Origin of the sequence: Burkholderia sp. 9775_39 (assembly GCF_015712225.1) — a bacterium.
GTDB lineage: Bacteria > Pseudomonadota > Gammaproteobacteria > Burkholderiales > Burkholderiaceae > Burkholderia > Burkholderia cenocepacia.
This window is the reverse complement of sequence record NZ_JACCQC010000015.1, coordinates 114,160-133,402: the sequence shown is the minus strand read 5'-3', so window position 1 is coordinate 133,402 and position 19,243 is coordinate 114,160. Positions and strand designations below refer to the sequence as shown.

Genomic DNA, 19,243 nt, shown 5'->3' with positions numbered 1-19,243 from the left:
CGCGGTTCCGCGCGTGATCGTGATGTCTTTTCACCAGGAGAAGTCATGACCGAACTCTGGCAACTGTCCGCGACCGAACTCGCGAAACGCGTGCAGCAGCGCGACGTATCCGCGCGCGAAGTGGCGGACGCGGTGCTCGATCGTCTCGATGCCGTGAATCCGGCGATCAACGCGGTGGTCGAACACCGTCCCGACGACGTGCGGCAGCAGGCCGACGAAGTCGATCGCGCGATCGCGCGCGGCGACGATCCGGGGCCGCTCGCGGGCGTCCCCGTCACCGTGAAGATCAACGTCGATCAGGCCGGCTTTGCGACGACCAACGGCACGCGTTTGCAGCGCAATCTGGTCGCGCCCGCCGACAGCCCGGTGGTCGCGAACATCCGGAAGGCCGGCGGGGTGCTGCTCGGCCGCACCAATTCCCCGACGTTCGCATTGCGCTGGTTCACGGCGAATCTCGTGCACGGCCACACGCGCAATCCGCGCAATGCGTCGCTGACGCCGGGCGGATCGAGCGGCGGCGCGGCGGCGGCCGTGGCTGCCGGGATCGGCCCGCTCGCGGTCGGCACCGACATCGGCGGCTCGGTGCGCTACCCGGCCTATGCATGCGGCGTACACGGGATCCGGCCGTCGCTCGGCCGCGTGCCGGCATTCAATGCATCGTCGCCCGAGCGGGCGATCGGCGCGCAACTGATGTCGACGGCCGGGCCGATCGCGCGCACGATCGACGATCTCTCGCTCGCGCTACGCGCCTTCTCCGCGCCGGACCCGCGCGATCCGTGGCACGTCGCGGTGCCGTTCGACGGGCGCGATGTGCCGAAGCGCGCGGCGCTGTGCGTGCGTCCGCGCGGCCTGGAGGTCGTGCCCGAAGTCGAGGCCGCGTTGCGCGATGCCGCGCGCCGGCTGGTCGATGCCGGCTGGACCGTCGACGAGATCGACGATACGCCGCCGATGCGCGAGGCCGCGCTGCTGCAGGAACAGCTGTGGCTCGGCGACGGATTCGACGCGCTGGCGAACGCCGTGGCGCAAGACGGCGATCCGGGCGCGGCCGCGGTGATCGCCGCCGTGCGCGGCAAGGTGCGCGACCTGCCGGCCGACGTGATCAGCCGCGCGCTGGTCCGGCGTACCACGCTGACGCGAGCGTGGCGGCTGTTTCTCGACGACTATGCGGTGCTGCTGTTGCCCGTTTCGGCGGAACTGCCGTTCCCCGACGATCTCGACCGGCAAGGGCCGGACGGCTTCGAACGCGTGTGGGAAGCGCAGCTCACGTTGCGCGCGCTGCCCGCGATGGGGCTGCCGGGGCTGGCCGTTACGACATCGATCGTGAACGGCGTGCCGGTGGGCGTGCAGGTGGTGGCCACGCATCATCGCGAGGATCTGTGTCTGCTTGCGGGACGCGATATCGAGGCGCGTGGGGTGCCGATTGTGCCGGTCGATCCAGTGGTATGACATCCTGAAGAACCCATGCGTCGGCGAGGCTCGGGGGCTTCGCCGGCGCATTTCGGATTCCATGACGACGTGCGGAATGCCGCGCTGCTTGTTCTTCCCCTTCCTTTCAAACTCCTTCGATGCACGACATCGAACGGTCGTCGCCTTTCATTTCCCGCCCGCCATCAACCGCGCATCGATAGCGCGCGTCCGTTATTGCATTCCCCGCGGCGCTGATTAGGAAATGAATTTTTATTGGTTCTGCTTCCCCGACCGCACTCGCATAGTGACGCTGACGGCTATAGACAGCACGCAAGCTGCAACAGCCGCATTCCCGGTGTTTTTGTTCATACGAATCTGCGAAAACAAGGAAGTGTCATGACGGTTGAACTGGAAGAACGAACCGCCGCGCAGCAGGCGCTCGAAGACGCGCGCGCGGCAGCCGTGGCGGCCGGCACGCCCTATGCGGGCGGCGTCGCGCCGGAAGCCGCGTGGGCGCTGTTCTCGGCGGGCGATGCGTTGCTGGTGGACGTGCGCACGGCCGAGGAACGGAAATTCGTCGGTTACGTGCCTGAATCGCTGCACGTGCCGTGGGCGACCGGCACGAGCCTGACGCGCAACCCGCGCTTCGTGCGCGAACTGGAAGCGAAGACCGGCAAGGACGCGGTCGTGCTGTTGTTGTGCCGCAGCGGCAACCGCTCGGCGCAGGCGGCCGAGGCCGCGGCGAAGGCGGGCTTCACGCAGGTTTTCAATGTGCTCGAAGGCTTCGAGGGCGACCTCGACGAGCGGCAGCATCGCGGCGGCCAAAACGGCTGGCGCTTCCGCGGCCTGCCTTGGGCGCAGGATTGATTCACGGCCGTTACGGGGAGAAAGCAGCATGGCCGCATTCGAGATCGACGACATCGTTCAATCGCTGCAGACGGTGCGCCGTGCATGGCGCGAAAAGCAGCGGCGCTCGCTCGAACCGGGCGGGCGCGATTTGCCGGCGCGCGAGGCGCTCGCGCAGATCGTCGGCGCGCTGAAGGGCGTGCTGTTCCCGATGCGGCTCGGGCCGCCCGACCTGCGGCAGGAGAGCGAGAACTTCCACGTGGCCCACGCGCTCGACGCGGCGCTGAATGCGCTGCTCGCGCAGGTGACGCTCGAATTGCGCTATGCGGCGCGTCACCGCCATGCCGACGGGCCGGCAGACAACCTCGACGAAGTCGCGTCGAAGGCCGTGCAGGCATTCGCCGCGCGCTTGCCGGAGATTCGCCGGCTGCTCGACAGCGACGTGCTGGCGGCGTTCCACGGCGATCCGGCGGCCGGCAGCGTCGACGAGGTGCTGCTGTGCTATCCCGGCATCCTCGCGATGATCCACCATCGGCTCGCGCACGAGCTGTACGGGCTCGGCCTGCCGCTGCTCGCGCGGATCATCGCCGAGCAGGCACATGCGGAAACCGGCATCGACATTCATCCGGGCGCGCGCATCGGCGCGGGCTTCTTCATCGACCACGGCACGGGCGTCGTGATCGGCGAAACCGCGATCATCGGCGAGCGCGTGCGCGTGTACCAGGCCGTCACGCTCGGCGCGAAGCGCTTTCCGCGCGATGCGGCCGGCCATCTGGAGAAAGGGCTCGCGCGCCATCCGATCGTCGAGGACGACGTGGTGATCTATGCGGGCGCAACGATCCTCGGCCGCGTGACGATCGGACGCGGCGCGGTGATCGGCGGCAACGTGTGGCTCACGCAGGACGTGCCGGCCGGCGAAAACGTCACGCAGGCCGTGCTGCGCAGCGAAGCAAACGCCGCGCCGCGCACGGCGGCGCGCGTCGCCTAGGAGGCGCGATGAGCGACCTCATCCATCACTTCGGCGCCACCGTGCGCAAGCTGCGCGAAGCGCGCACGTGGTCGCAGGAGCAGCTGGCCGAGCATGCGGGGCTGAACCGCTCGTACGTCGGCGAGATCGAGCGCGGCGAGGCGATCGCGTCGATCGTCACGGCCGACAAGATCGCGCGCGCGTTCGACGTGTCGATCTCGACGCTGCTGCCGGGTGCGTACGTCACCTGAGGTCGCTTCGCCCCGTTTCCCCTTCGGTTGCACGACCTGACGGCTATAGCATGTTGAGCCGGCAGGGGCGTGCTTCCGATAATCACCCAGCGTCATAAGCAATCCCGTTTTTCATCTTAAGAACCCGGAGCCACACATGTCGACCGTTGCAAGCGGCACGGCCGCGCTGAGCGATCACGCCGCCCGCCAACTAGCGAACGCTACCAAGACCGTCCCCCAGCTTTCCACGATCACGCCGCGCTGGCTGACCCATCTGCTGCAATGGGTGCCGGTCGAGGCCGGCATCTACCGCCTGAACCAGGTGAAGAACCCGGAAGCCGTGCGCGCCGCATGCACGCAGCTCGAGGACGAAAGCGTGCTGCCGCAGACCTTCGTGCCGTACGAGGAACAGCCGCGCGAATACTTCCTGAACGCGGTGAGCACGGTGCTCGACGTGCATACGCGGATCTCCGATCTTTACAGCAGTCCTCATGACCAGATCAAGGAGCAGCTGCGCCTGACGATCGAGACGATCAAGGAGCTGCAGGAAAGCCAGCTGATCAACAACCCCGACTACGGGCTGCTCGCGAACGTGACCGACGAACAGCGGATCTTCCCGCTGACGGGCGCGCCGACGCCGGACGATCTCGACGAGCTGCTGACGAAGGTGTGGAAGGAGCCGGCATTCTTCCTCACGCACCCGCTCGCGATCGCCGCGTTTGGCCGCGAATGCACGCGGCGCGGCGTGCCGCCGCCGACGGTCAGCCTGTTCGGCTCGCAGTTCCTCACGTGGCGCGGCATTCCGCTGATTCCGTCGGACAAGGTGCCGGTCGCGGACGGCAAGACCAAGATCCTGCTGCTGCGCGTCGGCGACAAGCGCCAGGGCGTCGTCGGCCTGTATCAGCCGGGCGTCGCCGGCGAGCAGGGGCCGGGCCTGTCGGTGCGCTTCATGGGGATCAACAACCAGGCGATCGCGTCGTACCTGATCTCGCTGTATTGCTCGCTCGCGGTCCATTCGCCGGATGCGCTGGCTGTCCTCGATGACGTCGAAATCGCCAAGTTCCATGACTATCCCGACACCTACCGTTAATCCCGGCCTGGCCGGCGGCGACGCGCACGCGTTGCCGCACGCGCCGCTGCCGGCCGGGTTGCCCGACCCGGCGACGCTCGCGCGGCTCGCGTCCGAGTTCTTCGCGACGCCGCCCGGGCAGGCCACCGCGCCCGGGCTGTCGGCGGGCAGCGGCGCGGTCGGCGGCGTGCCGTCGGCCTTGCCTGCGGCGGCGCCGATTCTCGCGTCGGTGAGCAACCCGGTGCCGGGTGGCTCGCCGCTCGCGGGCCCGGGCGGGGCGGGCACCGGCGTGCCGGGGCTCGCGCTGCCGCAAGGCAAGGTACCGGGCGCGAACCTCGCGCCGTCCGCGCCGACGCACGTGCTGTCGCTCGGCAACCGCGCACCCGCGCTCGCGCCGCATGCGGCCGCGCAGAACGGGCTGCCCGACAACGTCGTATCGATCGCGCCCGCGCTGGAGCCGCGCGTCGGCGGCGCGGCGCTCGGTGTGCCGCAGGTGAACGCGGCCGCACCGGAGGGCGCGGCGAAGGCGTCGCCGTACTACTTCACCGACGGTTCGCTGCAGGGCTGGCAGGCGACGCCGCAGGACATCGTCGTGCCGTCGAACGGCCTCGCGTCGCCGGAAGCGTTCGGGTTGCCGGGCGACGACGCGCTGCGCGCGCTGCTGGCCGTGCATCGCGACGTGCCGGCGTCGCGCGCGTCGGGCGCCGACGTGCCGCGCTACTTCATCGACGATGCGCAGGCAGCCGAGCCGCACGGTCAGCTGCATCGCGGCGCCCATCCGCCGTTCGACGTGAACGCGATCCGCCGCGACTTCCCGATCCTGCAGGAACGCGTGAACGGCAAGCAGCTCGTCTGGTTCGACAACGCGGCGACGACGCACAAGCCGCAAGCCGTGATCGACCGACTCGCGTACTTCTACGCTCACGAGAACTCGAACATCCACCGCGCGGCGCATGCACTGGCGGGACGCGCGACGGATGCGTACGAGCATGCGCGGGAGACGGTGCAGCGCTTCATCGGCGCATCGTCGCCCGACGAGATCGTGTTCGTGCGCGGCACGACCGAGGCGATCAACCTGATCGCGAAGACGTGGGGCGTGCAGAACGTCGGCGAAGGCGACGAGATCGTCGTGTCGCATCTCGAGCATCACGCGAACATCGTGCCGTGGCAGCAGCTTGCCGCGCTCAAGGGTGCGAAGCTGCGCGTGATTCCGGTCGACGATTCGGGGCAGGTGCTGCTCGACGAATACCGGAAGCTGCTCAACGATCGCACGAAGATCGTGTCGGTCACGCAGGTGTCGAACGCGCTCGGCACGGTCGTGCCGGTGAAGGAGATCGTCGAGCTCGCGCATCGCGCGGGCGCGAAGGCGCTGGTCGACGGTGCGCAGTCGATCTCGCACATGCGCGTGGACGTGCAGGCGCTCGATGCGGATTTCTTCGTGTTCTCCGGGCACAAGATCTACGGGCCGACCGGGATCGGCGTCGTGTACGGCAAACGCGCGATCCTCGACGACATGCCGCCGTGGCAGGGGGGCGGCAACATGATCGCGGACGTGACGTTCGAGCGCACGGTGTTTCAGCCGCCGCCGAACCGCTTCGAAGCCGGCACCGGCAACATCGCGGATGCGGTGGGGCTCGGCGCGGCGCTCGACTACGTGAACCGCGTCGGCATCGAGAACATCGCGCGCTACGAGCACGATCTGCTCGCGTATGCGACCAGCGTGCTCGCGCCGGTGCCGGGCGTGCGACTCGTCGGTACCGCGCGCGACAAAGCGAGCGTGCTGTCGTTCGTGCTGAAGGGCTATGAAACCGAGGAAGTCGGGCAGGCGCTGAACGAAGAGGGCATCGCGGTGCGCTCGGGGCACCACTGCGCGCAACCGATCCTGCGGCGCTTCGGGCTCGAAGCCACGGTGCGGCCGTCGCTCGCGTTCTACAACACGTGCGATGAAGTCGATGCGCTGGTGAGTGTCGTCAGGAGACTGGCGGCGCGGCGTTGATTCGCGTTGGAACAGGGAGCTGACACGAGCGTTGTTGACTGCTCGTGCCAGCTCCCACAATTTTGACTGGATACAAAAATTCGACGAGATATCGGGGGTGTCCCGGTCCGTTTGTAATGGACGATACCAGCGGCGGAGCGACGGCTGGTACGTTGGCGCTTATATAGTAGTGCGTTGCGGGGGTAGCAACGACGCAACCTCTTGGCAATGTCCGACCCGCTCCCATGCCGCCCTTGCACCGACGACATACATACGGTTTTTCGCGCGCGAAACCATCACGTTGAGAATGTTCGGTGTCGCTCCAGCCCAGTTGCGTGCGCCAGCATGAGTTGTTGCGGGAGCACCCATGACGGCAATGACCGTGTCCGCTTCCTTGCCCTGAAATGTGTGGATTGTTCCAACCCGTTCCTTGATCCACTTTTCTCCGTCGACGCCAAACTGTTGAAAGAGATCGTTGCGCTCGGAGAGTGCGCGACTAAGTTCGTATGCGACGATTCTGAACGGCGTGATGATGTAGACGTCGGGTTGTTTAAGGCCAGCGTTAGCCAACTTCTCAAGGAGCCGTATGACGAGATCACCTTCTGAAGGGCACCACTTCGTCGACGCAGTTCCATTTACGTCGAACCATGCCGAGCGACCGAGGATCTTTGCGATTGGCCCTTCGTTTGCCGTGCCCGCTGCGTAGACCATTTGGTTGTCGTATGCGATGCGATTTGAAATCTCGAACATGGGTTGCTGGCAGCGCCGATGGACCAGCAATGGGAATCCGACTTGCCGACAGGCGACATCTCCACGAAACTGCGCCTGAAACGGTGACGCGGAGTCCGCGATGGTCTGTACGGACGCGTTTGGTGCGGCCCATTCCATGTGAGAGGTTCTATAGTAGTCGCTTATCCCGACCACCAATCGTTCGGGTAGCGCGATAACCGGCGGAATCTGAAGAGGATCGCCGACGACAATGGCTTTTCTGACCCGCATCAGTGCACCAACGGCCGACTGGGGTGTTGCCTGTCCGGCCTCATCGATCAGTAAGTATCCAAGGCTTGCGGCCGGGACATCGCCGAGCATTCTGTCTATCGAGGCAAATGTGGTCGATACAACCGGAACGACCAGAAAGAGTGTCGCCCACAAATCCGGCAGGAGCGCTTTCTTTTCGTTTTCCTTGAAGACGCCAGCTTGCATGGCCCCCATTAGGGCACCGAGATTATGCGATATCTTTTGTGCCGCGACATTGACGAATGCTTGGTGAACATTCATCGCAGCGACGAATAGATCTTCCCGCTTTCGATGAAGCGACTGGGGTATCCAAGGCGCCGCGAGATTCCATTTCTCGTGTCCCTGTTCGAAGAACGCATGATCCACAATCGCGACGTTGAACTCTCGTTGGAAGAGAGCGACCTTTTCTTCGAGAAACGCGACTGTTGCTGCTGCTTTGGAGAGTCGATCGTCCGCTGTAGAAAGTGCCTCCCGCGCAGATTTCAGCGATTCGGCTGCGGTCCGGTGATCGCGCACGGAGGCGGCGAACGCTTGCCGTGCGATCGTCACTGCGCCGTCTAGCGGGGTGTAGTCTAGCTGCCAGTCGTTGTACCGTCGTGTCTTGAACAGGCGTGCGAGGAAATTCGGACGCTGGCGGAAGAGTACCGCACGAGCCCGTTCGGCATTTTCGAGGTCGAATTCAGCCGCACGTACCGCAGACTCTTTTCGATCGACATCCTGGCGACACAGATTTTCCTGATCGGCTATCGTGTCGCGGCTTGCTTGTGCGGCCGTGGCCGCGTCGCGCGCGCCGATAAGTTCTAGACAGGTTTCACGGACCTGCTCGATTGCCATCAATTCGGCAATAACAGACGAATGTAAGGCCGAAAACGAACGACGTGCGCTGTGCCATTGTCTGATGGCAAGCTCCGGTGTCGGTGGGTTTTCCGCTGTTACGACAGTGGGTATTTCTCGATCAACGATACGGCCGTCTTCATCGCGAATATCCCGGGTCACCGAGTCACCTTTGGCCGCCTTCAAATAGAGACGCAAACTCCTGTCGTCGTCCCACCATACGGCCTGTTGAAATTCGCCTCGATTCTTCGCGTTCCCGAGTACAGCTGCAATCAGCCCCCATGCCGGTTCGCCGTCGATCCATTCGCCCGATTCGGATCGTCGCGCCTGAAGACGGTCGGCCACCGTTTTCAGGTACTGTACGTCCCGACCTATCGATTTCTTCGATGGAAGCTCTTTGCTGACATTTTCAACGGCCTTGTTGTTGCTCGATGCAACCAGAATTTCATGTCCGCGTAAAGATTCGGGGAGCCGATAGAGGTGAAAGAATGCGCGATCGCCGGCGGCTACTCTCTGCCCCGATGCTTCGAACGCGGTACGCGGATCATCGAACGCTGTCATTGCCACTGCGCGATCCAGTACGCAACCCGCAACGATATCCCGGAGCAACGTAGTTTTACCTGTGCCTGGTGGCCCGTTAACGGCAACAATCCCTCCCGCTTCGCCCGTCAGAGCATCCCTGATGCCATTTACTGCCGCCTGCTGCAGAGTGACGAGTGAGTGCCCACCGGGAGATGGCCACCTTGCAGCCGGGAAGAGTTTCGGTGCGAGCAATGCCTCTAGCGCGCCGTGATCTTTAAGTAGATCGCGGCTCGAGGTAACCTTCTTCACACCAAGAAATCGTGAAAGCGCTTCGCCTGCCTCCCCGGTCGAAACCAGATTTGATGCACGGCCAAGGTCGGCAAGAAAGAAGGAGTTCAGTAATGCAACTTCCGGTGCAGAGCCGGCCTTGAAGTAGTGATAGACCCTGATGGCGAAAGTTGGCATTTCGATCAGATCTGCGGGTAACTGAAGCAGTTCGACCAGCCATTGATATGCTTCCAACAGGATCGATCTTGTAAGAGGCCGTGGTTGCCCTTCCGGGTCAAATCGCTGTAGCTTTGCAGTCAGCTTTTCGACGAGAGCCGTTTCGATATTGGCCCATTCTCCCAAGCGCGAAAGATTACCGTTCAACGCGACAGGCAACGCCCACGAAAAACTGGAGATTGCCACGCCTTTGTCGTCGACAAGACAACCATTTCTGTCGACTAGGACGGCAGCAATGGCTGCCTTTTCCCGCTCACGGCTACTGCGCTCCTCGGTGTCGCCGAAGGTCTCAACGAGCCTCCGTGTCGCACGATCCATTGCGATACTACCCAAGGCGATCTGATAGAACAGTTGATACTTCGGGCGCGAGCGTTCGCCTTTTACCCACGGCAACTCGTCGCGATTGATCCACGCGACACAGCGAGGATCTCCATTGGCGAGATCGGCAGGCTGACGATAGGTTTGAGGAGAGAGTGCTTCCGTTGCGATCCAGCTCTCGAGGATCGCCGACGGGTCGTTTGAGCGGTCGGGGCGCAGTGTGGACTCTTCCACTGCAGCAGGTTTGTTTCCCGTGCCGGGGTGGTATGCCTCCGGTGGGACCTGGCGGTGAGACTGCGTTGCGGACGCAGCCGGTTTGCTTTGGTCTTGGAATTCGCCACCGATCTTTGATGTACGAGGTGTGTGCAGCGACTCTTCGATGCGCTTCAACAATAATGCAGCGCGCGTCGTATTGCGAAAATGGAGTTCGTCACGTAGGCGTTTGCGAAGTGATTCGTCAGCCGTGGCTGAAGTGAACAACGCTTCCAGTTCGGTAATGCTTTTGTTGAATAATGGTCTTTGGACGGCCATGGTCCCCTCGGGAGATTTCCTATTAGTTGTTGCAACAGTTTAATAGGGAAATGTCCGGGGCATGTCATGATTCAATTTCGCCGGTGGCAAGCTGCTATTTTTGACTTCGGGGCCCGCGGTAAGAAGCTTCGCCGATGTTGATATTCGGTTGCATACCAGTGGCGGCTGTTGTGGGTCGCCACGATCGCTTCTTGCCTTCGGCTCAAAACCGTACAACCGGCTTCTGCTCGACACTGAACCCGTCACGCAGCACGCACGCCGAATCGGCGAAGTAACGACGGATTTCCGACAGCAGATCGGTGTTGCCGCGCCGGCAGAACACCACGCCCGATCCTTCGTCCGTCAACAGTTCGTCGATCAATGATTCGGGTTGCCCGATATCGGCGAGATGGACGTTCTGCACGCCGTGCGCGAGCGCATCGAGCGCGTCCCGCACGCACGGCGCCGCATGGGCGGCCGGATGCTCGGCGAGCCATTGCTCGAGCTCCGTGATGCCGTACAGCCCGGCCAGATCGCCGAGTTCGCGCAGCAACCCTTTGTCGACCATCATCACCAACGAGACGGCGCACGTGTGTTGCGCGAGCACGCTGCCGAGCCGTTCAGGGCGCAGCAGGCAGTCGCGGCCCGCGTCGTCTGGTGCGATGGGCATCACGACGGGCACCAGTCCATTGTCGAGAAACGCATTCAATGCGGTGACGTCGAACCGCGCGACCTCGCTCGTGTTCGCGTGGCCGGATTCGGCGCGGGCGACGAGCAGGCCGCCGTCGTGACCGTCGACGCCGATTGCCCGCGCGCCGTGGCTGCCGATCAGGCGCACGAGTTCATGGTTGACGCCGGCCATGGCGGCGTGTGTCGCGTGGACCGATTGCGCGCCGGACGCAGTCGGAATGCTTTGGATCACGATCGGATGGATGCCGGTGAGCGCGAGCAGCGCGACATCCTGCGCGAAGGCCGAGCGCGTGTGGGCGTCGCTGGCGGCACCACCGTCGACGATGACGACGGTCTGTCCGTGCAGCGCCTGCATGAACGGCAGTGAGCGGGCCAAGCCGGCCACGCGTCGAGTGGGAGTGTCAGGGTCTGGGAACATGGGCGTTCGAGAGGATGAAGGGGATACCTGTCGTTGCGCGACGCTCGATCAAACAGTGCGTTGCATGAGTCGGCGGATCTCGTCGGGCGTTTGTGCGTCGCGTGACGCTTGCCGGACCGCGCGTTCGCTGAACCATCGCGCGGCGTCGGCGAGCAGTTCGAGGTGTGCACGGTCGTCCGCGTGCGGCAGAACCAGCACGACGAATTCGCGCACGGGCTTGCGGTCGGGCGCGTTGAACGTGAACGGGTATCGCGCGCGGACGAACAGCGCGACGGCCGAGCCGATCCCGTCGACGCGCGCATGCGGAATCGCGACGCCCTGGCCGAGGCCGGTCGAGCCGAGTTGTTCGCGTTTGATCAGTTCGGCCCGGATCCGTTCCGCGGATACGCCGCTGTCGCGTGCGACATGGTGAGCGACGAGATCGAACAACTGGATCGCGCTTTCCACCGGTACGTCGAGCAGGATATTGTCCGGCGGACAGGCGTCGGCGAGCGCGGTCGCGAACGGTGTGCCACCGCGTTGCTGAGGGCGGCCGGATTGGCCGCCGACGGCGGCCTGATGCGTTTGCATGCGGATCTCTCCGTGTCGGGATGACAGGGAAATCCTAGACAAACCCGCGTAAAGACGGTGTCAGATACGCGGGGGCCGGGCATTAAAATCTCGTATCGAGCGCCGATGCCGCCGCGCGCGATACGGACAACGTCAGGTACCCGACAGCACGAACGGCAGCGTCGTCAGCAGAAACACTGAAATGCCGACGACCGGCGCGCCGAATGCGATTGCCGCGAACGCCACGATGGCGCTCGCCAGCACGAGCGTTCTCGATACCCGGCGGTGTCGGCCGTGCGCCGTCGTCCGGTCCTCGCAAAGAGCAGGGGTTCGCGCGCCTATCACGTGTTTCCAGAACGTCAAGCCCAGCATCATTCCATTGCTCCTGTATGAAAGACGATCGAGACGGGGCATGCGCGGCTTCGGAAGCGGGAATCCCCGTGAATAAAATCAGTGATGCAAAATAAATGGATTGGATCGGCGGATCGATGACGTGCCGTTACGCGGAACGTGTCGCACGCATTGCGATGTGCGATGCGGGACGACCGCATCGACGTCGTGTTCAAGCATGCACGGGAAGGACTACGGCGCGCATCGTCCGCGTGTCGGCGGGACGGTGGCTCGGGAAGGAGACGCAGGCGTCCGGCCTGTCAGGCGGGGAAGCAACTCGGAGGACGAGGACTTCGGATGCGCATGGCGCGTGCTCGGTGGTGGATGGCGAATCCATTCTAGTGAACGGATGCGCGGGCGCAAGTAAAAAGGTCGTAAAGGTGCGTGAATCGCGCGTTACGTGCACTGCCACAGATGCGCGCTGGTCCGGCATGGCGCGCACCAGAACGTATAGTTCGCGCCGCCGCTGCCCCACAGCCATTCGCCGCCGTCGACTTGCGGAAGCTCGGAGTCGAGCTGCATGGCGAAGCGCATCTTGCGGCCGCAATCGGGGCAATCGGGATACCACGCGGACTGCACCCACGACGGCGGACCGCCGACGCGGCTGAGGTTCTGCCTGCCGTTCGACTCGCCCCATTCCTGCCAGGCCCAGCGCGCGGGCGCGGCGAAAACGTCGACGTCGGATTCGACGAAGGGGCTGGCCGGATAGTCGGGCTCGATCGCGGCATCGTGCCGCTGCGAGGGATGGGCGACCGCATGACCCGACTCGTCGTGCCGGTAGAACAGCGGGCCGTCGCTTTCCCAACCGAGGCACGCCAGGCAGGTGGCGAACGACACGGGCGTCGTGCTGTCGATACCCGCTTCGATCGGTTGCGGCAGCGTCAGCAGCCGATGCAACGGCTGATGGCACAGGCCGCATCGATGCGGCGACACGCCGCCGAAGTGCGCGTTCGACCGACGGGATTCGCCCGCTTGCCAGGTCGGATGATTCGCCTGAATCTCGCGTTTCCACTTCGGCATGTCGCGAAGTGCCGGCGCACGCAGCGCGCGTCCGAAGTCGATGTGCAGCGGAGAATCGCCGTGCAATGCGCGCAACGTGCCGTGCTCCAGCGTGTAGCCCGCTGACATGAGCCAGTTCGCGGTTTGCTCTGGATCGTCCGGAAACAGCCGGGCCACCGCATCGAGTACGGCTGCAGGTTGTCGTGAATGGAGCAGTGCGACAGCGCGTGCGCGCGCCGCGTCGTCAACGGCGGGTGCTTGCGCAAGCCGCCGGCGCCACGCGTCGATCGTGGCCGCATCGAGTGCCCGCCACGCGTATTCCGCACAATGCATGCGCGGCGAATGCCGGGGGACGACCACGTCGAGCAGTACGTCCCAGTGATCGGAAAACACCTGCGGCGATCGTAGCGCGACGCTGGACAGCACGTTCGCGAGTCGCGCGTTCCATGCGCCTTCGACGACCCGTCGCCACGCTTCGGCTGCAACGTTCGCGAACGCGATGTCGTCCATCAGGTCGATCGCGGCGTCGATGAACGTCGCATGCGCGAACGTGCGATCGAACGACGCGATCACGAGATCGACGAGTGCCGCTGGTTCGTCGCGCCGCAGTGCCAGCATCTGCGACATCGGATCGTTACCGGTCCAGCCGAGGCGTTCGTAGTCGTCCAGAAGGGTGTGTGCGGTCGGCATGATGATGAGCGACGGAAGCGATCGGGGCGCCGCGGATCAACGTCCGGCCAGCATCCGCCCACCCACGCCCATCAGCAACAGCCCGGCGGCCGTATCGAGCACGGCCTTGCGCCGGATCAGCAGCCGGCGCACCGACGGATGCGACGCGAGCAGCGCCATCGTGCAATACCACGCAGCCGAGATCGCGACCGACAGCACGACGACCGACAGATCGAGCCACGCCGGCGCATGGGCCGGCACCATCAGCGCGAAGATACTGCCGTAGAACGCGACGGACTTCGGGTTCGTCATGCTGACGACGTAGCCTTTTCTCGCCGCGCGCCAGTCGGACGTCGCGGCCGGTGCGGAAACGGGCAACGGCTTGCGCGCGGTCACGATCATTTTCAGGCCGAGCCAGATCAGGTAGGCGGCGCCCGCCAGCCGCAGCGCGGTGTGTACCCAGGCGACGTGGGTCACGAGCAGGCTCAGGCCGGCGATCGCGATCGCGGCCCAAGTACCCGACGCGGCGGCGAGGCCGAGCCCCGTCATCATGCCCGCGCGGCGCGACACGACGGCGGTGGACGTGACGATCACGAAATTCGGGCCGGGACTGGCGACGCTCAGCAGCAGGACGCCGGCGAGCGGCAGCAGGATGTTGGCGATGGGCGACATGGCGTGGCAGTGGCGTGACGGGACGGGTCTTCATCTTACCCGAGCGCGGCAATCGGCCCGCCGGCAATCGTATTGCGTCGCGCCAAAGCGCACAACGCGTGACGACTTTCGTCGCCACGCGTTGCAGGGTCCTGCCCGGCCGCGCGCACGCCGGCGAACCGGCGCGCACGCTGCGTCGTCAGAAATCGAACCCCGGCCCGCCCGCGCCCGGGCCGCCCGGCGCGGCAGCGGGCGCCGCATCCTTCGGCGCTTCGAACACGGTCGCATCGGTCGTCAGCAGCAGCCCGGCCACCGACGCCGCGTTCTGCAGCGCGGTGCGCGTGACCTTGGTCGGATCGAGCACGCCCGATTCGACGAGGTCGCCGTACTCGCCCGTCTGCGCGTTGTACCCGAAGTTGCCGGTGCCTTCCGCGACCTTCGCGACGACGACGCTCGCTTCCTCGCCCGCATTCGTGACGATCTGGCGCAGCGGTTCCTCCAGCGCGCGCAGCACGATCTTGATGCCCGCGTCCTGGTCGGCGTTCGCGCCTTTCAGTTCGCGGATCGCCTGCCGCACGCGGATCAGCGCGACGCCGCCGCCCGGCACGATGCCTTCCTCGACGGCCGCGCGCGTGGCGTGCAGCGCGTCGTCGACGCGATCCTTCTTCTCCTTCACCTCGATTTCGGTCGCACCGCCGACCTTGATCACCGCCACGCCGCCCGCGAGCTTCGCGACGCGTTCCTGCAGCTTCTCGCGGTCGTAGTCGGACGTCGCTTCGTCGATCTGCACGCGGATCTGCTTCACGCGCGCCTCGATGTTCTTCGCATCGCCCGCGCCGTCGATCACCGTGGTGTTTTCCTTGCCGACCTCGATGCGCTTCGCCTGCCCCAGTTCGGCGAGCGTGGCCTTCTCGAGCGTCAGGCCCGTTTCCTCGGCGATCACCTGGCCGCCGGTGAGGATCGCGATGTCCTCGAGCAGCGCCTTGCGGCGATCGCCGAAGCCCGGCGCCTTGACCGCGACCGTCTTCAGGATGCCGCGGATGTTGTTGACGACCAGCGTCGCGAGCGCTTCGCCTTCGACGTCTTCCGCGATGATCAGCAGCGGCCGGCCCGACTTGGCGACCTGTTCGAGCACCGGCAGCAGGTCGCGGATGTTCGAGATCTTCTTGTCGTGCAGCAGGATGTACGGGCTTTCGATCTCGGCGATCTGCTTGTCCGGATTGTTGATGAAATACGGCGACAGGTAGCCGCGATCGAACTGCAGCCCTTCGACGACGTCGAGCTCGTCCGCGAGCGACTTGCCGTCCTCGACGGTGATCACGCCTTCCTTGCCGACCCGGTCGATTGCTTCCGCGATGCGCTGGCCGATCGATTCCTCGCCGTTCGCGGAGATCGTCGCGACCTGCGCGATTTCCTTGCTCGTGGTGGTCGGCTTGCTGATCTTCTTCAATTCGTCGACGGCCGACGCAACGGCCTTGTCGATGCCGCGCTTCAGGTCGAGCGGATTGAGCCCGGCCGCCACGTATTTCTGGCCTTCGCGGACGATCGCCTGCGCGAGCACGGTGGCCGTCGTCGTGCCGTCGCCGGCCGCGTCGCTGGTGCGCGACGCGACTTCCTTCACGAGCTGCGCGCCGATGTTCTGCAGCTTGTCCGCGAGCTCGATTTCCTTCGCGACCGACACGCCGTCCTTCGTGACGACGGGTGCGCCGAAGCTGCGTTCGAGCACGACGTTGCGGCCTTTCGGCCCGAGCGTGACCTTCACCGCGTTCGCGAGGATGTTCACGCCTTCGGTCAGCTTCGACCGTGCGATGTCGCTGAAAATGATTTCCTTGGCTGCCATGATTGCGCTCCGTTATTGATTGACGACCGCGACGATGTCTTCTTCGCGCAGCACGAGAAACTCGTTGCCGTCCACCTTGACGGCTTGCCCCGCGTACTTGCCGAACAGCACGCGCTCGCCGACCTGCAGGTCGGGCACGATGCGCTGGCCGTCCGTGTCCTTGCGGCCGGGGCCCACGGCGATCACTTCGCCCTGGTCGGGTTTTTCGGCGGCGCTGTCGGGGATCACGATGCCCGACGCGGTGGTGGTTTCCTGATCGAGTCGCTTCACGATCACGCGATCGTGCAAGGGGCGTAGGCTCATTTTTTCGTCCTGTACGGTTCTGTCGAAGTTGGCTGGCACTCTTTGGCAGAGAGTGCTGACGAGTATAAAAACGGGCGGCGACGCGATCCAATAACGGATTTGCACAAGCATTCGCGCCGTCGTGCAAAGCGCCGCGAGCCGGCTATTGCGACACGGCCGGCTGCGCGGCAGGCGAGCAGACCGGGCGGATCGTCTCGCCGGCCAGCACGCGTTTCACGAACGGAATCGAATCGGCGAGCGACGCGTTCACGGTGCCGTTGTGCTCGCGGCCCGCATACAGGTGCGCCTCGACCGTCGTGCCCGCCGCGCACGCGTCCCTGGCGAGCGCGAGTTCGAGCGGCGCCAGACCGTCGTCCGCGCCCGCGCCGATGAAGACGGGCGTCGCGATCTTCAGCGTCGGGTATTTCAGGTAGTCGTCCCACCACGCCTTCAGCCGCGCATCGCCGCCCGGCTTCACGGTGGTCGCGTGCGTGAGATGCGCGAGCGCCGCATCGTCCTCGAGCGATGCGAGGCAACCGATGCGCGCCTGGTCGAGAATCGGCAGCGCGGTGTCGGTCAGTACCTCGTCGGCCCGCAGCGACGGATCGATCTGCTGCGCGGACAGCACCGAGTAGAACTGGTACGCGAGCGTCGGATCGACGCGGTCGGGATCGCGCCGGTACGCCGTTTCGAACTTCGGCAGCGCCGAGAGCGTGGCGTGCGACGCGTTGTAGATCGTGCCGGTCGCGACGGTCGCGCGGATCGCCAGTTCGGGCGCATAGGCCGGCGCGTAGCCGGCTGCCGCGATCACGGCCGAGCCGCCTTGCGACTGGCCGACCAGCACGACCTCGTTCGCGAGGCCCGGCACGCCGCCGAGCACCGCGCGCACGCTGTCGAGCAGTGTGTAGCTGTTCGAACGGTTGTTGAGCTGCGGATTCGGGCCCGGTGTGCCGAGCCCCTGATAGTCGGTGGCGACCACCGCGAACCCTTGCTGAAGCCAGGCGTTCAGGTAGCGCACGTCGCGATACGAGCGGCCGAACCACGACGGCGCGCAGATGTCAGCCATCCCGAACGTGCCGTGCGCCCACGCGACGATCGGCCAGCCGCCGGCCGGCGGCGTGCCGCGCGGCACGAACAGCGCGCCCGACACGGCGATCGGCGCATGGCCGCCGACGCCGTCGGTCGACGCGTACAGGATGCGCAATTGTCGCGCGGCGCTCGCGAGCCCGACCGTCGCGGGCAGCGGCTCGGTGCGCAGCAGCACACCGGGCCTGGCCGGAATGTCGCGGTCCCACGTGTAGAACGCGGATACACGGCCGTCGCCCTGCAACGGGTCGGGAGCCGGGACGCGGCCGGGCGAAGCCGCGAGCGAAACGACGGAAGAAGCGGCGAGCGCCGATACGAGCAGCGTGCGCGCGGCGACGCCGCGCAGGGAAAGAAGCGTCATGGTCGGATGGAGGTCGATGAGATCGGATGCGCCGGGCAATGCGGGCGCGGGCCGAGTGCGATGCAAGTTTCGAACCAGAAGGGTCGTTGCGTACGCAACGCGCGGCACGACGGACGATCGGTCGATGCCGCGCGTATCGCACGCATGCACCGGGCTGCGTGTCGCGCAGCAATCCCGGCCGGCACGGTGTTGCTTCCGCAACAAAACGCGCACGCGCGGGCTGCACGGCGCAACGCTGGCATCGCGTGCCTGCGCCACGCCAGCCGGCCCTCGATACGCAAATCGCAGCGCTGGCACGATTGCTGCTGATCCGTCGACCGTGCGTCGCGGCGTGGCGACGCGAGCCCTTCCGTTCAACCGTTCAACCGATCAAGGAAACGCCCTCATGTCCGTCACCCAAGCCATCGACAGCGGCGAACTCGTGGCCTTCGTCGAGCGCGCCACGCGCGAATTCGCGCAAGCCGCGCGCGTGCTGAAGGAAACGCGCACGCTCAGCGCCACCAACACGTTCCAGGCATTCCAGCGCGTGCCGGGCACGGAGCTCGTCGTCGCGCTATCCGCGCCCAGCCCGTGGGCCGCGTCGCAGGAGATCCAGCCGGTCGTCGTGACGCTCGACGGCGACGTGCTGCACGGTGACGCACGCGCCGGCGGCAACGGCCCGCGCTACGCAGGCGTATTTCGCGAGGCGCCGGAAGTCGACGTGGTGATTCACGTACACGGCCCGTATCTCGGCGCGTGGGCGAGCGCGCATCGTCCGCTGCCGATCCGTTATGCGCCCGCCGCGCGCTACACGCGGGCGCGTGAAATTCCCGTCTATGTCGATCGCCGCCCCGGCGAGCCGCGCTTCATCGTCGACACGATCCGGCGCGATCCCGACGTGCCGGCGATCATCGAGGCGAACGGCGGCGCGACGTTCTGGGGCAAGTCGATCCTCGACGTGTCGAAGTACATCCTGATCCTCGAGGAAGCCGCGTATTTCCAGGCGCTCGCGGAACCGCTCGGCGGCTCGCTCGAATTCGGGCCGGGCGCGCTCGAACAGCAATGGAAGATGACCGGCCTCGCATGACGCCGCGCGGCGGCCGGCGCAATCCGGCCGCCGTCATACCGAT

General features: G+C 65.5%; 16 protein-coding genes. 7 read left to right on the top strand and 9 right to left on the bottom strand.

Annotated features, from left to right (window positions below; all coding sequences use genetic code 11):
* Positions 1–45 precede the first annotated feature (45 nt).
* The 6 genes from H0X90_RS21035 (at position 46) to H0X90_RS21010 (ending at position 6,515) form a co-directional block, all read left to right on the top strand.
* Entirely contained in the window at positions 46–1,446 is a 1,401-nt protein-coding gene (locus H0X90_RS21035) for an amidase family protein (protein WP_077190999.1), read from the top strand.
* Between the two features lie 357 nt (positions 1,447–1,803).
* Complete coding sequence (locus H0X90_RS21030; RefSeq protein WP_048984332.1) at positions 1,804–2,274, top strand: rhodanese-like domain-containing protein; 471 nt, start codon at positions 1,804–1,806, stop codon at positions 2,272–2,274.
* A 28-nt stretch (positions 2,275–2,302) separates the two neighbouring features.
* Positions 2,303–3,241: a serine O-acetyltransferase EpsC gene (epsC, locus tag H0X90_RS21025; protein WP_006495729.1), complete on the top strand. Its 939-nt coding sequence runs from the start codon at positions 2,303–2,305 to the stop codon at positions 3,239–3,241.
* 8 nt (positions 3,242–3,249) lie between these two features.
* Entirely contained in the window at positions 3,250–3,471 is a 222-nt protein-coding gene (locus H0X90_RS21020) for a helix-turn-helix domain-containing protein (protein WP_006484517.1), read from the top strand.
* Between the two features lie 136 nt (positions 3,472–3,607).
* Positions 3,608–4,540 (top strand): family 2A encapsulin nanocompartment shell protein, encoded by a 933-nt coding sequence (locus H0X90_RS21015; protein WP_006479760.1) that lies wholly within the window; start codon positions 3,608–3,610, stop codon positions 4,538–4,540.
* Complete coding sequence (locus H0X90_RS21010) at positions 4,515–6,515, top strand: family 2A encapsulin nanocompartment cargo protein cysteine desulfurase (RefSeq protein WP_077191000.1); 2,001 nt, start codon at positions 4,515–4,517, stop codon at positions 6,513–6,515. The genes H0X90_RS21015 and H0X90_RS21010 overlap by 26 nt, the downstream gene beginning before the upstream one ends.
* 159 nt (positions 6,516–6,674) lie before the next feature.
* On the opposite strand, the gene H0X90_RS21005 is transcribed toward H0X90_RS21010, so the two are convergent.
* From H0X90_RS21005 to H0X90_RS20965, 9 genes are all read right to left on the bottom strand, one after another.
* Positions 6,675–10,220, bottom strand: coding sequence for a DEAD/DEAH box helicase (locus H0X90_RS21005; protein ID WP_077191001.1), 3,546 nt, complete (start codon positions 10,218–10,220; stop codon positions 6,675–6,677).
* A gap of 202 nt (positions 10,221–10,422) precedes the next feature.
* Positions 10,423–11,307, bottom strand: coding sequence for an acetylglutamate kinase (locus H0X90_RS21000; protein ID WP_077191002.1), 885 nt, complete (start codon positions 11,305–11,307; stop codon positions 10,423–10,425).
* Between the two features lie 48 nt (positions 11,308–11,355).
* Complete coding sequence (locus H0X90_RS20995; protein WP_062885278.1) at positions 11,356–11,877, bottom strand: PTS sugar transporter subunit IIA; 522 nt, start codon at positions 11,875–11,877, stop codon at positions 11,356–11,358.
* A 132-nt stretch (positions 11,878–12,009) separates the two neighbouring features.
* Positions 12,010–12,231 (bottom strand): hypothetical protein, encoded by a 222-nt coding sequence (locus tag H0X90_RS20990; RefSeq protein WP_006491013.1) that lies wholly within the window; start codon positions 12,229–12,231, stop codon positions 12,010–12,012.
* A gap of 411 nt (positions 12,232–12,642) precedes the next feature.
* A complete protein-coding gene (locus H0X90_RS20985) occupies positions 12,643–13,935 on the bottom strand; it encodes a hypothetical protein (protein ID WP_048984341.1) in 1,293 nt (430 codons plus the stop codon).
* A gap of 36 nt (positions 13,936–13,971) precedes the next feature.
* Positions 13,972–14,586: a LysE family translocator gene (locus tag H0X90_RS20980; RefSeq protein WP_006495723.1), complete on the bottom strand. Its 615-nt coding sequence runs from the start codon at positions 14,584–14,586 to the stop codon at positions 13,972–13,974.
* Positions 14,587–14,764: 178 nt separating this feature from the next.
* Entirely contained in the window at positions 14,765–16,405 is a 1,641-nt protein-coding gene (groL, locus tag H0X90_RS20975; RefSeq protein WP_006491016.1) for a chaperonin GroEL, read from the bottom strand.
* Between the two features lie 12 nt (positions 16,406–16,417).
* Positions 16,418–16,708, bottom strand: coding sequence for a co-chaperone GroES (locus H0X90_RS20970; protein WP_011694564.1), 291 nt, complete (start codon positions 16,706–16,708; stop codon positions 16,418–16,420).
* A 142-nt stretch (positions 16,709–16,850) separates the two neighbouring features.
* Positions 16,851–18,134: a lipase family protein gene (locus tag H0X90_RS20965; protein WP_077191004.1), complete on the bottom strand. Its 1,284-nt coding sequence runs from the start codon at positions 18,132–18,134 to the stop codon at positions 16,851–16,853.
* Between the two features lie 385 nt (positions 18,135–18,519).
* Between H0X90_RS20965 and H0X90_RS20960 the strand changes: the two genes are divergently transcribed.
* Positions 18,520–19,200, top strand: a complete 681-nt coding sequence (locus tag H0X90_RS20960) for a class II aldolase/adducin family protein (RefSeq protein ID WP_006491011.1) — start codon at positions 18,520–18,522, stop codon at positions 19,198–19,200.
* The last annotated feature ends 43 nt before the right edge of the window (positions 19,201–19,243 follow it).

What these genes read in the sequence shown, in the direction of transcription:
- H0X90_RS20960 (WP_006491011.1), top strand. Translation starts at nt 18,520, where the DNA reads ATGTCCGTCACCCAAGCCATCGACAGCGGCGAACTCGTGGCCTTCGTC.
- H0X90_RS21010 (WP_077191000.1), top strand. Translation starts at nt 4,515, where the DNA reads ATGACTATCCCGACACCTACCGTTAATCCCGGCCTGGCCGGCGGCGAC.
- H0X90_RS20980 (WP_006495723.1), bottom strand. Translation starts at nt 14,586, where the DNA reads ATGTCGCCCATCGCCAACATCCTGCTGCCGCTCGCCGGCGTCCTGCTG.
- H0X90_RS21030 (WP_048984332.1), top strand. Translation starts at nt 1,804, where the DNA reads ATGACGGTTGAACTGGAAGAACGAACCGCCGCGCAGCAGGCGCTCGAA.
- H0X90_RS20970 (WP_011694564.1), bottom strand. Translation starts at nt 16,708, where the DNA reads ATGAGCCTACGCCCCTTGCACGATCGCGTGATCGTGAAGCGACTCGAT.
- H0X90_RS20990 (WP_006491013.1), bottom strand. Translation starts at nt 12,231, where the DNA reads ATGATGCTGGGCTTGACGTTCTGGAAACACGTGATAGGCGCGCGAACC.
- H0X90_RS20995 (WP_062885278.1), bottom strand. Translation starts at nt 11,877, where the DNA reads ATGCAAACGCATCAGGCCGCCGTCGGCGGCCAATCCGGCCGCCCTCAG.
- H0X90_RS21020 (WP_006484517.1), top strand. Translation starts at nt 3,250, where the DNA reads ATGAGCGACCTCATCCATCACTTCGGCGCCACCGTGCGCAAGCTGCGC.
- H0X90_RS20985 (WP_048984341.1), bottom strand. Translation starts at nt 13,935, where the DNA reads ATGCCGACCGCACACACCCTTCTGGACGACTACGAACGCCTCGGCTGG.
- H0X90_RS21000 (WP_077191002.1), bottom strand. Translation starts at nt 11,307, where the DNA reads ATGTTCCCAGACCCTGACACTCCCACTCGACGCGTGGCCGGCTTGGCC.
- epsC (WP_006495729.1), top strand. Translation starts at nt 2,303, where the DNA reads ATGGCCGCATTCGAGATCGACGACATCGTTCAATCGCTGCAGACGGTG.
- H0X90_RS21015 (WP_006479760.1), top strand. Translation starts at nt 3,608, where the DNA reads ATGTCGACCGTTGCAAGCGGCACGGCCGCGCTGAGCGATCACGCCGCC.
- H0X90_RS21005 (WP_077191001.1), bottom strand. Translation starts at nt 10,220, where the DNA reads ATGGCCGTCCAAAGACCATTATTCAACAAAAGCATTACCGAACTGGAA.
- groL (WP_006491016.1), bottom strand. Translation starts at nt 16,405, where the DNA reads ATGGCAGCCAAGGAAATCATTTTCAGCGACATCGCACGGTCGAAGCTG.
- H0X90_RS20965 (WP_077191004.1), bottom strand. Translation starts at nt 18,134, where the DNA reads ATGACGCTTCTTTCCCTGCGCGGCGTCGCCGCGCGCACGCTGCTCGTA.
- H0X90_RS21035 (WP_077190999.1), top strand. Translation starts at nt 46, where the DNA reads ATGACCGAACTCTGGCAACTGTCCGCGACCGAACTCGCGAAACGCGTG.